The sequence below is a fragment of the Devosia sp. genome (assembly GCF_041917035.1).
Lineage (GTDB): Bacteria > Pseudomonadota > Alphaproteobacteria > Rhizobiales > Devosiaceae > Devosia_A.
In genome coordinates, this window is sequence record NZ_JAYRYM010000025.1 from 1 (window position 1) to 13,099 (window position 13,099).

At 65.5% G+C, this 13,099-nt stretch carries 10 protein-coding genes and 1 pseudogene; 6 read left to right on the forward strand and 5 right to left on the reverse strand.

What is annotated here, in order from left to right:
* Positions 1–702, reverse strand: a pseudogene (locus tag ACE3TU_RS04790) (PCRF domain-containing protein); the annotation flags it as partial.
* A gap of 114 nt (positions 703–816) precedes the next feature.
* Between ACE3TU_RS04790 and ACE3TU_RS04795 the strand changes: the two are divergent.
* Positions 817–1,590 (forward strand): NAD kinase, encoded by a 774-nt coding sequence (locus tag ACE3TU_RS04795; RefSeq protein WP_374620901.1) that lies wholly within the window; start codon positions 817–819, stop codon positions 1,588–1,590.
* A 23-nt stretch (positions 1,591–1,613) separates the two neighbouring features.
* Here ACE3TU_RS04795 and ACE3TU_RS04800 read toward each other — a convergent pair whose 3' ends face one another.
* The 3 genes from ACE3TU_RS04800 to ACE3TU_RS04810 all read right to left on the reverse strand — a co-directional run bounded on the left by ACE3TU_RS04800 (position 1,614) and on the right by ACE3TU_RS04810 (position 4,444).
* Positions 1,614–2,822, reverse strand: a complete 1,209-nt coding sequence (locus tag ACE3TU_RS04800) for a DUF2336 domain-containing protein (RefSeq protein WP_374620903.1) — start codon at positions 2,820–2,822, stop codon at positions 1,614–1,616.
* 84 nt (positions 2,823–2,906) lie between these two features.
* Positions 2,907–3,803 (reverse strand): transglycosylase SLT domain-containing protein, encoded by an 897-nt coding sequence (locus tag ACE3TU_RS04805; protein WP_374620906.1) that lies wholly within the window; start codon positions 3,801–3,803, stop codon positions 2,907–2,909.
* Between the two features lie 62 nt (positions 3,804–3,865).
* Positions 3,866–4,444: a nitroreductase gene (locus ACE3TU_RS04810; RefSeq protein WP_374620908.1), complete on the reverse strand. Its 579-nt coding sequence runs from the start codon at positions 4,442–4,444 to the stop codon at positions 3,866–3,868.
* A gap of 116 nt (positions 4,445–4,560) precedes the next feature.
* Between ACE3TU_RS04810 and ACE3TU_RS04815 the strand changes: the two genes are divergently transcribed.
* From ACE3TU_RS04815 to ACE3TU_RS04835, 5 genes are all read left to right on the forward strand, one after another.
* On the forward strand, positions 4,561–5,565 hold the full coding sequence (locus ACE3TU_RS04815; RefSeq protein WP_374620911.1) for a hypothetical protein: 1,005 nt from the start codon (positions 4,561–4,563) through the stop codon (positions 5,563–5,565).
* Between the two features lie 248 nt (positions 5,566–5,813).
* A complete protein-coding gene (locus tag ACE3TU_RS04820) occupies positions 5,814–8,351 on the forward strand; it encodes a putative bifunctional diguanylate cyclase/phosphodiesterase (protein WP_374620914.1) in 2,538 nt (845 codons plus the stop codon).
* 115 nt (positions 8,352–8,466) lie between these two features.
* Positions 8,467–10,233: a tetratricopeptide repeat protein gene (locus ACE3TU_RS04825; protein ID WP_374620917.1), complete on the forward strand. Its 1,767-nt coding sequence runs from the start codon at positions 8,467–8,469 to the stop codon at positions 10,231–10,233.
* Positions 10,234–10,316: 83 nt separating this feature from the next.
* A complete protein-coding gene (locus ACE3TU_RS04830) occupies positions 10,317–10,586 on the forward strand; it encodes a PilZ domain-containing protein (RefSeq protein ID WP_374620920.1) in 270 nt (89 codons plus the stop codon).
* A gap of 95 nt (positions 10,587–10,681) precedes the next feature.
* Positions 10,682–11,038, forward strand: coding sequence for a cupin domain-containing protein (locus ACE3TU_RS04835; RefSeq protein WP_374620923.1), 357 nt, complete (start codon positions 10,682–10,684; stop codon positions 11,036–11,038).
* Positions 11,039–11,056: 18 nt separating this feature from the next.
* Here ACE3TU_RS04835 and thrS read toward each other — a convergent pair whose 3' ends face one another.
* On the reverse strand, positions 11,057–13,039 hold the full coding sequence (thrS, locus tag ACE3TU_RS04840) for a threonine--tRNA ligase (RefSeq protein ID WP_374620926.1): 1,983 nt from the start codon (positions 13,037–13,039) through the stop codon (positions 11,057–11,059).
* Positions 13,040–13,099: the final 60 nt, after the last annotated feature.

The following is a 13,099-nucleotide window of genomic DNA, read 5'->3' on the forward strand; positions in this document are numbered from 1 at the left end:
TCATTGATCTCGATGTTGATCGTGTCGTCGACCACCGGGTAGATCCACGCACTCGAGAAGCTGGTGTGGCGGCGCGCGGCGCTGTCATAGGGGGAGATGCGCACCAGCCGGTGCACCCCGCTCTCTGTCTTGAGCCAGCCATAGGCGTTGTGACCGGAGATCTTGACCGTGGCGGACTTGATCCCGGCTTCTTCGCCGTCGTGGAGTTCCATGGTCTCGACCTTGAACTTCCGGCGCTCGGCCCAGCGGGTATACATGCGCAGCAGCATGCTGGCCCAATCCTGGCTCTCGGTACCACCGGCGCCCGAGTGGATCTCGAGGTAGCAGTCGTTGCCGTCTGCCTCGCCGGACAGCAGGGTCTCCACCTGTGCCGACCGTGCTTCCTTCAGCGTCTCGCCGAGGGCCTGCTCGGCCTCCTTGACGATCGCCGCATCGCCTTCCGCCTCGCCCATCTCGATCAGTTCCGCATTGTCGCGGATCGATGCCTCGAGACGCCGGACCATGCCGATCTGCGCATCCAGTTCGTCGCGCTTCTGCATGATCGGGCGGGCCTTCTCCGGGTCGGCCCAGAACTCGGGGTGCTCCGTACGGGCGGTGAGGTCGTCTAGGCGGGCTTGCGCGGTATCCCAGTCAAAGATGCCTCCTCAGCAGGCTTATGACCTGCTCGATTTCGGCGACCACCTTGGCAATCTCGGTACGCATTCTGTCCTCAAATCTGTTGCCGCCCATGTAGTTGACTACGCAGTGACGATCAACCCGTTCTTTCCCGCACGGTTGGCCCATGCTAGGCAGCAGGCCGCAAGTGAGGAGCCCGCGGTGGAGAACCCGGACGCGTCGATCAGTTTCGTGTCGAGTGGAACCCCGGAGGCTGACGCGGCGGCCGCCCTCCTGCGCGATCGGTATGGCGACTGCGGCCCCGATCGTGCCGCCGTGATCGTCGCCCTCGGCGGCGACGGACTGATGCTCCAGACCCTGCACCGCACGATGGAACTGAGCGTGCCGGTCTACGGCATGAACTTCGGTTCGGTGGGCTTCCTGATGAATGAGTACTCGGCCGAGGGACTGCCCGACCGGGTTGCCGCGGCCAAGCCGACCCGCATCTATCCGCTCGAAATGCAGGTGCACCTCAGTGACGGCAGCGTCCGGACGGCCCTCGCGCTCAACGAGGTATCGCTGTTCCGCATGACCTATCAGGCGGTCAAGATCGAGATCGTCATCGACGGGCACACGCGCCTCGATGAGTTGATCTGCGACGGCGTGCTGCTCTCCACTCCGGCCGGCTCCACCGCCTACAACCTGTCGGCGCACGGACCGATCCTGCCGATCGATTCACCCCTCCTGGCGCTGACGCCGATTTCTCCGTTCCGACCGCGGCGCTGGCGCGGGGCTATCCTCAACAACCGGGCCGTGGTCACCTTTCGCACGCACGAGCCCGAGAAGCGCCCGGTCAGTGCTGTGGCCGACAACGTCGAGTTCCAGCGTGTCATGGAGGTAACGGTCCGGGAGAACCGCGAGCGGCACGTGACATTGCTGTTCGATCCCGGCACGGGGCTCGAGGAGCGCGTGCTGAGCGAGCAGTTCCGCTACTGAGGCCCGCTGCGGCCCGGCCAGCCTTAGGCGGCCGGCAGAGCCAGGCGGTGCTCCGGAGCCAGGGCGGCAGCCGGCAGGCTCGCCTGGGTCGTTCCCGCGAAGGCGCTCATCACCCCTTTTGCCGCCCGACGGGCCAGGATGACATTCTGCTCGCTGAGGTAGGCGAACGCCTCTTCCAGTTCGGCGGGGAGATGCCCACGGTGCTCCGCGATCAGTTCTTCCGTGAGCGCGGTGACCACGAAGTGCCGGCCGGCAAGGTCGTCTGCCAGATCGGCCGCGCGGGCGTAAAAGATCAGCCTGCACAGCAGGTTGCGCACGGCTTCGCCCAGCCCGCAACGCACCAGCAGCGCATTGAGCGCGGATCGGCTGCCGAACTCCAGAAGCGTGAACACCTTGTCGCGCGGAACCTGACTGAGTTCGGCCAGACAGTCGGCGAAGAAGAGCACGTGCCCCTGCACCAGGGCGTGCAGCATGACCCGGGTCGAGACCTTCTCCGTGTCGACCAGTTCAGCGGCATAGGGCTCCCTGCCCGCGGCCGCCTCGACTTCCCCGATCCCAGTCAACGCCGTGTCGGCGGCATCGCGCAACAGGCGATCCAGCCGATTTGCCGGAACAGCGCCACAGACTAGGCGCGTCCCGCGCAGGGCCTCGACCACAGCTCCAACCAACCGCAGCCGGGCGCTCGGCGGCAGGTCGGCGCGCGACAGAAGTGCACCGCGAATCTCGGCGTCCTGCAGCCCATCGTCTGCTGCCAGTCGTGCCAGAACCTGGGCCGGCACCGCCACGTCCGACCGCTCCACCAGCCGTAGGGTCAGCGTGCGGTCCGCGGTGGCAATGAGCGCGGCCGCCACCCTCGCACTGAGGTGCTCCCGCATCGCGATGGCATGGCGCATCGCTTCATCAGCCTTTGGGATCAGCGACATCAGGTCGGCATCGACCAGGGCCGGCGAGTACTGCACCACGGCCCGCGCAATCACCGGGCTGTCGTGTAGCAGAGCCAGCAGCACCGGCCGGGGGGCCTCAGCGGCATGCAGCAACCCGTAGGCCAGCGCACCCCGCACGCGCACCGAGGGATCGTCCAGAAAGCCGATCAGCGCCGCATAGAGCGCGGCGTGCTCGTCGGCCGGACCGTGGTGTCCGAGGTAGGCCTTGGCGGCAAGGTGCGCCGCGCGCCCGCGGTCCTCGCTGTCAGTCGACTGACAAAGCGCGACGAAATCCTGGTAGGCGACCATGCACGTCTCCGGCAGCTACCGGATCAGGCTAGCGGGGGAAGACTTAAGGAACGGTTCACCATGCCCGGCAAGGCCCCGTTAACCTCAGCGACCCTGTCCATAGAGCTGGGTGAACAGCGCCGAACCTTGCGACTCCTCGCTCGGGCTGATCAGCACCCGCCCCGGAACTGCCGACTGGTTGGCGAACAGCGTGGTGAACGAGATCGGCTCCGCCGCATAGCGCGACGGTATGGGCTGAGCCACGGGGAGCGGTTCGAGCGGGAAATTCTCGTTACCTGGCGGCAGGTCCGGCGGGACATCGTCCGCTGGCGGCACCTCGGGCTGCGACGCCAGTTGCTGCGCAGAGAAGCCGGGATCAACGGCCACCGGAACGGCACCGACATGCTTGGCGACGAGGACCTTGTACACCTCACGTATGGTCCGGGCCTCGCCCTGATCATAGAAGATCGTCGGATTCGCCCTCGCCTGACGTGGAAACAGCTTCGCAGCGACCGCATCGGGGTCATGCAGGCCGGCATTGAAGAACTTCTCGGCGCCCTGTGCCCCGAGAAAGTGCGCAATATACAGTTCCCCGGGGCTCGGCATCCGTCCGAACCGGGCCTGCAGATACTGGCCGTTGCTGCGGGTGAAGGCTGCGGCAAGGTCGGCAGATACCTGCGGATCCTCGCGCAGCTTCAGCACTTCCTTCCGCATCGCCTTGTCTGCAATGAAGTAATCGCCGTCGCGATCGACCTGGATCGCATCTGCGTAGGCCTGGTAGCCGAGCCGCGGTCCCTCCTGTTTCATCACCTGAAGCCAGGTACTGTCGAGGAACTGGAACAGCCCCGTGGCACTTGAGGTCGGCGCCCTCGCCGATGGATTGAGGCTGCTTTCGCGGATGGCCGTCTGCAGCAGGTAGTCGAAGTCGACATCACTCTTGTCGCCCGCCTGGTCGATGGCAAAGGCGAGTTTCTGTGGCACCGCTATCGGGGCGACACCCATGGGCTTCCCACGCACTCCGTCAACTATTGCTTAACTGATGCGCTCGGATGGTTAACGAAGCGTTAGCCTTCCCAGGAGCTGACGATCGCGTCGAGAACTGGCCGGTCGCGATCCTCGGGGACCATGGTCGGCGTGCCGATGTGCACGAACCCGACGAAGCGCTCGCCGCCACGTGCCCCCAGCATCTGTTGCGCCGCTGCGTCGAACGCGAACCAGCGCGTCACCCAGCTCGCGGCGTAGCCCATGGCGAAGGCGGCGTTGCACAGGTTGAAGCACACCGCGCCGGCGGAGAGCAGCTGCTCGATCTCGGGGGCTTTGGGATTGGGCTTGGGAGAGAACACGACGCCGATTGTCAGTGGCGCCGGCAAGAACTGGCGCCGCTCGAGCTCCAGCCCCGCCTCGTCGAGGTCTGGCCGGTTCCGCTTGGCGATCTCGGCAAGCCGCTCCCCTGCCCGCTGGCGCGCGTCGCCGGAAATCAGCACCAGCCGCCACGGCACGAACTTGCCGTGATCGGGCACCCGACAACCCATCAGCAGGATTTCCTGCAGTTCCTCCGGCGTCGGTCCGGGGTCCTTGAGAAAGCCGATGCCGACCGAGCGGCGGGTTCTGAGATAGTCGCGCAACGAAGCGTTGATGGTCATGTTCCGATCCTTGCAGGGCCAAGGAGCTTATGACACAGCTTTTCCCCAATCCAAGCGTAGGCACGATGCCGCGCTCTGTGGAATCGGCTGGCGATTCCGAATTGCGGGGTTGGCAGTTGAGGATTTCGACCTGGATCGGCGCACTCGGCTTGGTGTCGCTGCTGGCAACGAGCTTCGCGCTCGCCGAAGATCCACCCGTGCCGATGCCGCGGCGCTCCGACCGCATGCCGATCGCCGTCGAGCAGGTCCGGGATAATGCCGTTGCGGATGTGATCGCCGAGGTTGCCCCCGCCCCGGAAGCAGCGCCCGTCGACGCCGCCGAACTGGCGGCCGCCAAGGCAGCGGCGGAAGTCGCGGCCATGCCACAATCGGTGACCCTGGTCGCGAGGATTACGGATGACGGCCAGCAGATCCCGGATGGGCTCGTCTGGCGCATCTTCGAGACCCGCACCGATGCCTCGGGCGATCTCGCCCTGGCGGCCAAGTCCGAGGATGCCACGGCCCGCTTCCAGCTGCCCCCGGGCGCCTATGTCGTGCACGTCGCCTACGGGCGGGCTCAGACCACCGACACTCTTCAGGTCGAACAGGGCGACAACCGCAAGTCGCTGGTGCTTGATGCCGGGGCGATGCGGCTCAACGCCGCCGTGGCCGGTGACATCGCCATTCCGATCAACCTCTTACGGTTCGACGTCTTCACGGCGGGCAGCGATGCGGATCGCGTCCTCGTCGCCCAGAACCTCAGCCCCAACGCCATCGTCACGCTGAACGCTGGAACCTACCACGTCGTCTCCTATTTTGGGGACATCAACGCGGTGGTGCGCGCGGACCTGCGCGTGGAGCCCGGCCAGATGACCGAGGCCACGCTCTATCACCGCGCCTCGCAGATGTCGTTCAAGCTTGTCTCCGAGGCGGGCGGAGAGGCGATCGCCGATATAGACTGGACCGTCAAGACGACGGACGGGCAGACCGTCTTCAGCAGCATCGGTGCCTTTCCGTCGACCGTACTGGCGGAAGGCGACTACATGGTCTTCGCCAAGCGTGGCGAGCAGGTCTACAACCGCGAGTTCCAGGTGATCGCCGGCGTCGCCAAGGAGATCGAGGTCCTGACCACCGTCTACTGACCGCTCCACCGGTCGCGCCGCCGAACCGGTGACCGTACTTGCGGTGACGTTGTCGATTTTGCAGAAGCTGGCTGGTTGTCCCCATGGACCGGGCATATCTCCATTCATCTGTGTGTCGAACCGGAACCGGCAATCCTGCGGTGCCGGGTGATCGGGACTGCGATGCGTCCGTGTAAGACAATCTAAAGTCCCGACGCGCAGACTGGCCTCCTGAGGTCGAGCCAATACGGCCCTGGAGGACTGTGCAGATGACGCTCCCGCGGCCGCCGATGCGCCGCACCAGCGGGACTCCGAGGAGATCGGACCCGCGCCGGCACATGGCCGAGACCGAGGCGCTCGCCGGCTTTGGACGCTGGGGGTGGTCGCAGGATCGCGGGCTGTGGTGTTCGGAGGGACTGCGCAACATACTCGGCGTTGTGGCGACAGACGTCCGTCCGCTGCTGCGCCGGATCCCCGCCCAGCAACGCCACATGCTCATCGCCGCGCTGCGCCAGGCGCGCGCCGATCAGCCGCCGGTCGCCGTCGAGTTCCGCCTGCGCGGTGCCAACGATCACTGGCGCAACTGCACCGCATGGATTCGCAAGGATGCAGATGGCGGCCTGTGGGGAATCGTCCAGGATATCACGGCACTCCGCAGCATGTCGGCTGCCCTCGAGCGCAGCGAGAGCCGCTGGGAAATTGCGTTGCAGAGCGCTCACCAGGGCGTTTGGGATTCCGACGTCGAGACCGGCATAGTCTACCACTCGCGGACCTGGCGCACGATGCGCGGCATGCATCCGGACGGCGATCCGGAGGACGACCACGGCGTCTGGGCGGATCGGGTTCACCCCGACGATCTGCCGCGGATCACCGATCTGATTGCCCGCCAGCACAGCGGCGAATTGGCGCGCGTGCACATGGAATACCGGGAGCGGCACCGCAGTGGAGAGTACGTCTGGATCTCGAGCCTCGGGGCCCCTGTCGAGTGGTATCCCGATGGCCGGCCCCGGCGCATCGTCGGAACCGACACCGACATCACCGAGCAGAAGCGCGCAGAAGAGACCATGGTCCGCCTGTCGCACCGGCTCGAACTGGCGCTCGAGGTATCGCGCATCGGCGTCTTCGAGGCGAACCTTGCGACCGGGGAGCTGTTCTGGGACGCCCGTGTGCGCGAGATGTACGGTTTCCCGACAGATACGCCAATCGGTCGGACCGACTGGGAGGGCTGTCTCCATCCAGAGGATGCGTCAGGCGCGCAGCAGCGTGTGGCCGCGGCGGTCGAGAACCGATGCGGCTACGAGTCGGAGTTCCGCATCATCCGTGGCGACGGCGAGGTCCGGCACATTCGCACCAAAGGCATGTGGTACCTCGACTCCCTCGGCATCCCGAGGATGCTGGGGGCCAATTGGGACGTCACCGACGAAGTCGCCGCGCATCGCGACCTGCAGCGCGCCAAGGACCTGGCCGAAGCCCGCAACACGGAACTGGAAGCCGCCAAGGCGCGGATCGAGCACAACGCCCTGCATGACACGCTGACGGGGCTGCCGAACAGGCGATACCTCGATCAGGTGCTCTCGGAACGCGCCGAGAGAGCTGCCGAAAAAGGCGACAGCGTCGCCCTCCTGCATGTCGACCTGGATCGGTTCAAGCAGATCAACGACACGCTGGGTCACATCGCGGGCGATGCCATGCTCGTCCATGCCGCCGAACTGTTGCGGCGGCACCTCGGCCCTGCGGACTTCGTGGCCCGTGTCGGCGGTGACGAGTTCATCATCGTGTGCAGTTATGGCGGCGGACAGAACCGGCTGATCGAGCTGGCCGGAGGCATTATCGAACAGATGCGCCGGCCCGTGCCCTATCTGGGGCACTACTGCCGCTTTGGCGCGTCCATCGGCATTGCCGCCCGTCACGGCGGCGACGTCGACCCGGTGCGGCTGATGATCGATGCCGACATCGCTCTCTATCGGGCCAAGGCCCGCGGCAAGAACACCTTCGAGTTCTTCTCCGAGGCCCTGCAGACCGAGGCGGTCAATACCAAGCGGGTGGCCGACGACATCCTGCAAGCGATCGAGCAGGACGAGTTCCTCCCCTACTATCAGCCGCTGTTCGACGCCAAGACCATGGCACTCAGCAGCGTCGAGGCCCTCGCGCGCTGGCGACATCCCAGAGCCGGCGTGCTGCCGCCATCACGTTTTCTCAGCATCGCCGAAGATCTCAACGTCGTCACGACGATCGACAGCAAGATACTCCGGCAGGTTGTCGACGATCACCGTCGCTGGCGGGCGAGTGGTCTGGACGTGCCTTCGGTGTCAGTAAACGTCTCCTTCCGCCGTCTTCGCGACGAGCAGTTGGTGGCCAGCCTGAGGGAGTTGAGCTTCGAGCCGGGCACCGTGTGTTTCGAGCTGCTTGAATCGATCTTTCTCGATGAAATCGACGACATGGTGAGCTGGAACCTCGAACAGATCCGCGACCTCGGCATCGAGCTCGCGATCGACGACTTCGGTACCGGACATGCCTCCATCCTCAGCCTGCTCAAGCTGCGGCCATCCCGTTTCAAGATCGACCGGCAGTTCCTCGATTCGCTGACCACGTCCAAGGAGCAGCGTCGCCTGGTCGGCTCCCTGATCGACATCGGCAGGTCGCTCGGCATCAAGGTCGTGGCAGAGGGTGTCGAGACATTCGCACAGGCCGATATCCTGCGGGACCTGGGCTGCGACATCCTGCAGGGCTATGCCTTTGCCCGACCGATGTCGGCTGGAGCGCTGGAGGAACGGCTGCGGAGCGCCCACTGGCTGAAGGCCTCCTGAGCCTGGCGGGTCTGACGGAGGCCGTTCGACATTTTCCGGTGCTGCCGAAACCGGCGCTACCATCGCCACAAATGCGGATGCTATAGAGCGGAAGCTTGAAGCAGAGCCGCATTGCATGGCCCAACCCGACCGTCGTCTGGTCCCCATAGTCTCGCTGGACGTGGTGGGATACTCCCGCCTCGTCGAGCGCAACGAGCGTCAGACCCTGCGCCTCGTGCAGCGGGTCTACGAGCGGCTGATCGCGCGCACTATCGGGGCCGCCGGTGGCAAGGTCTTCAAGACCATGGGTGACGGCGTGCTGGCCGAGTTCAACAGTGTCATCGCTGCGGTACAGTGGACTGCCGAGCTGCAGCGGGAGATCTTCGACCGCAAGATTCACGGCCCGGGGGGCGAGCTGTTCCAGATACGGGCCGGGATCGTGCTGGCCGACGTTCTGGTTGCCGGCGACGATCTATACGGCAGCGGCATCAACCTCGCCGTGAGGGTGCAGAATCACGCCCCGGCGGGTGGCATGTGCATCACCAAGTGGATGTACCAGTACCTGGACGGGCACCTGGACCTCGAGTTCACCGACATGGGGCCCACCGAACTCAAGAACATATCCAAGACGGTCCGCATATACACATGGCACCCCGGTGGGGCGCAGCGGCAGCGCGAACCCGTCCTGCCGATCTCCGCGGCACCCAGCCATCGTCCATCAGTCGTCGTGCTCCCCTTCGACAACCTGTCGGGCGAGGCCGATCAGGGGTACTTTGCCGATGCCGTGGTCGAGGAGATCACCGCAACGCTCAGCCGCGTGAAGGACTTCTTCGTCATCGCCCGCAACTCGGCCTTTGCCTACAAGGGCCGCGCCGGGATCGACGTCCGCCAGGTGGGGCGCGATCTCGGCGTGCGCTATGTCGTCGAGGGCTCCGTGCGCCGGGTCGGCGAACGCGTCCGCATCACCGCGCAACTGGTCGAGGCCGAAGCCGGGGCACATATCTGGTCGAACAAGGTCGATGGCGCGGTGGCGGATCTGTTCGATCTGCAGGACCGCATGGCCGCGGAAGTGGCAAGCGCCATCCAGCCATCCATCCGTCGAGCCGAGGTCGAACGCGCCAGGAAGAAGCGCCCCGATACACTGGCCGCCTACGACATGGTGATGCGCGCGCTCCCGCATCTTTGGGCTCACCGTCCCGAGGACAATGCCGAAGCCATCGCGCTGCTGTCACGCGCCCTGTCACTCGAACCGGGATATGGGCTGGCGGCGGCCCTCGCCGCCTGGGCACATGGCCAGCAGGTGGCCTACAACTGGTCGAGCGATTTCGCAGCAGAACGGCAGATGGCGCGCCGCCTGGTCGAAACGGCTACCGAGACGGTTGGCGACGATCCGACCGCGCTGACGGCACTCGCGTCCGCCATGATGACCCTCGGTGGCGACGTGGCGCAGGCGGCCCAGTTCGCGGACCGCGCGCTGGAACTCGATCCAAACCACGCCTGGGCCTGGATGCGGCGCGGCTGGGGTTACGTCTACCTCGGGGCGCCCGACCAAGGCCTTGTGGCCTTCGAGCGCTCGGCCCGGCTCTCTCCGATGGATCCGTTCGCCTTCAACATGCATCTCGGTATGGGCCTTGCCAACTTCGCCGACGGGCGGACGCAGGAGGCGATTGCCTGGGCGCGCCGGGCGCTGGCCGAACGTCCCGGACTGACCTGGCCGCACCGCGACCTGGCCGTCTACCTCGCCCATCATGGCGATGTCACGGCCGCCGGCGAGTCCCTCGCCCTGTTCCGTCGGGCACATGCAAACGTCACGCTCGCAGGGGTCGCCGACGGCCTGCGCTTCATGTATCCGTCGCTGCTGTCACGCTACCTCATGGGGCTGGAGCTGGCCGGTCTCGAGTAGCAGCGTATAAAATTCTACCGATCGATTATGCAAATCCCCAACCCGCCATGCCCCATACTCCACCGGCATTGGGGAGCCGCAGATTGGATACCAGGATAGAAAAGCGCCTTTCGGTCCGGCGCAACACGTTCATCGAGGCTACGATCGTCTTCGATGGTGGGCGTGGCCGCACGCCCTGCATCATCCGCAACCTCTCCGAGACCGGCGCCAAGCTGGAAGTCGTCAGCGGCGTGGCGCCCATTCCCCGCACGTTTGATCTTGTCGTGCCCAAGGTGCGGCCACAGAACTGCCTGGTGATGTGGCGCACACTCAAGGAACTGGGCGTGCAGTTCCAGGATCCGGTTATTCGCTAGCTGCCCCCTCAATCGCGGGTTGTTCAACTGCGGTTCATCGGCGCAACGATAGGGCAGGCCGGCGGACGGGGCGAAACTTCCGCGGAGGGTCCGCCATGGCGCAGCACGCTTTCCTCATCGTCGACAACCGGGTCGTTCACATCGCCAATCCGTCGGGCGCCGGCATGCGGTACCTCGCGCATGCCGTTGGACTGTCGCCGACCGAGCAGTCGGGCGCAATTCGCCACGAGACCGCCGAGACGCTTCTGGTGGTCTGTCGGGGCACGATCGAAGTCATGATCAACGGCGCCACCGCCGTTGTCGGAGCGGGCAACTGGGCTCGCGTGCCGCCCGGAGCGGTGTTTGCCTACCGGAACGCCGGTGCTGCAGCGGCGCAACTGCTCGTCCGCACGGCGCCACCGTCGCCGATTCGCACCACGCGAAGAATCACACTCCAGATCGCGGCCGCCTGAGCGGCCGCGACCGGTGACTCAGGCGGCTGCCGCCGCCTTGAGGTCCGGCGGAACGGCCTCCGCCATCAGCGCGATCACAGCATCCGTTGCCGCCATGACCTTCTGGCCGTCGCTGCCAAGGCGACGGACCGAGACGGTCCCCTCATCCGCCTCGCGCTTGCCGACCACGAACATCAGCGGCACCTTCTGCACGGAGTGCTCGCGCACCTTGTAGTTGATCTTCTCGTTGCGGGCGTCGAGTTCGGCCCGGATGCCGCCGGCCCTGAGGCGGGCAACCAGCTTCGCGGCGTAGTCGTCGGCCTCCGACACGATGGTCGCGACCACCACCTGCACCGGGGACAGCCAGAGCGGCATCTTGCCTGCGTAGCTTTCGAGCATCATGCCGATGAAACGCTCGAGGGAACCAAGGATCGCCCTGTGCAGCATGATCGGCCGCTGCCGCGTACCATCCTCGGCGACATAGGCTGCATCAAGTCGTTCGGGCAGCAGCGCGTCGAGCTGCAGCGTGCCCAGTTGCCACGAGCGGCCGATGGCGTCCCTGAGATGGAACTCGAGCTTCGGGCCATAGAAGGCCCCGTCCCCCGGCGCGACCTGGAAGTCACGGCCGGTGGCGCGGAGGGCATCGCCAAGCGCCTTCTCGACGAAGTCCCACATCTCCTCGGTTCCGCCGCGCTGCGCCGGACGCGTGGCGAGCCGGATGGTCACGTCGGTGAAGCCCATGTCCGTGTAGACTTGGTCGAGCAGGTTGCAGAACGCTTCCGTCTCCTGCTGAACCTGGTCCAGCCGGCAGAAGATATGGGCGTCGTCCTGCGTCATCTGTCGCACCCGCATCAGCCCGTGCAGGGCCCCGTGCGCCTCGTTGCGATGGCAGCAGCCGAACTCGGCCATGCGCACCGGCAGGTCGCGGTAGGACTTGATGCCCTGCTTGAAGATCTGAATATGGGCGGGACAGTTCATCGGCTTGAGGGCCATGTACTCGCCCTCCCCCTTCAGCACCGGCCCGTCCTCGTCCGTATTGGGGACCTCGTCGGGCACCACGAACATGTTCTCGCGGTACTTGCCCCAGTGGCCGGACGCCACCCAGAACTTGGCGTTCATCAGTTGCGGTGTCTTGACCTCGACATAGCCGGACTGGTTCAGGCGTCGGCGAATATAGGCTTCCATCTGATTGTAGATGACGAACCCCTTCGGGTGCCAGAAAACCGAACCCTGAGCTTCTTCCTGCAGGTGGAACAGGTTGAGGTCACGGCCGATTTTGCGATGGTCCCGCTTCTCCGCCTCCTCGAGCATGGTCACGTATTCGTCCAGCTCCTTCTGCGTCGCGAAGGCCGTCCCGTACAGGCGACTCAGCACAGGATTGCGGCTGTCGCCGCGCCAATAGGCACCGGCCACCTTGGTGAGCTTGAAGGCCGTCCCGACATCCTTGGTCGAGCGCATGTGCGGGCCACGGCAGAGATCGAACCACTGCCCCTGCCTGTAGATCTTCACCTGCTGGTCTTCCGGGATGGCATCGACGAGTTCGACCTTGAAGGTCTCCCCCTTGGCGGCGAACACGCGCTTGGCCTCGTCACGGCTCCAGACCTCCTTGGTGAAGGCCGCCCCGCGCCCGATGATCTCGGCCATCTTCTTCTCGATGACCGGGAAGTCATCCTCCGAAAACGGCGTGTCGCGCTTGAAGTCGTAGTAGAAGCCGTTCTCGATCACCGGACCGATGGTGACCTGTGTCGTCGGCCAGAGCTCCTGCACCGCTTCGGCGAGCACATGGGCGGCATCGTGCCTGATCAGCCCGAGGCCGTCCCGGCTGTCGCGGAACACGAACTCGATGGCCCCATCCGCCTCGAGCGGATCGGAGAGGTCGCCGAGGACCCCATTCCACCTCATGGCGACCGTCTTCTTGGCGAGGCTGACGGAGATGGACTCGACGACGGTGGTCCCGGTGGTGCCACGCGGATAATCGCGCACTGCACCGTCGGGGAACGTCACCTTGATCGTCATTTTCATCTCCAATGGGTTACGGCCGGCACACGTCCGGCACGGCGCGGTCTCTAGCATGGGGCCGTG

What these genes read in the sequence shown, in the direction of transcription:
- ACE3TU_RS04825 (WP_374620917.1), top strand. Translation starts at nt 8,467, where the DNA reads ATGGCCCAACCCGACCGTCGTCTGGTCCCCATAGTCTCGCTGGACGTG.
- ACE3TU_RS04810 (WP_374620908.1), bottom strand. Translation starts at nt 4,444, where the DNA reads ATGACCATCAACGCTTCGTTGCGCGACTATCTCAGAACCCGCCGCTCG.
- ACE3TU_RS04800 (WP_374620903.1), bottom strand. Translation starts at nt 2,822, where the DNA reads ATGGTCGCCTACCAGGATTTCGTCGCGCTTTGTCAGTCGACTGACAGC.
- ACE3TU_RS04835 (WP_374620923.1), top strand. Translation starts at nt 10,682, where the DNA reads ATGGCGCAGCACGCTTTCCTCATCGTCGACAACCGGGTCGTTCACATC.
- thrS (WP_374620926.1), bottom strand. Translation starts at nt 13,039, where the DNA reads ATGAAAATGACGATCAAGGTGACGTTCCCCGACGGTGCAGTGCGCGAT.
- ACE3TU_RS04805 (WP_374620906.1), bottom strand. Translation starts at nt 3,803, where the DNA reads ATGGGTGTCGCCCCGATAGCGGTGCCACAGAAACTCGCCTTTGCCATC.
- ACE3TU_RS04820 (WP_374620914.1), top strand. Translation starts at nt 5,814, where the DNA reads ATGACGCTCCCGCGGCCGCCGATGCGCCGCACCAGCGGGACTCCGAGG.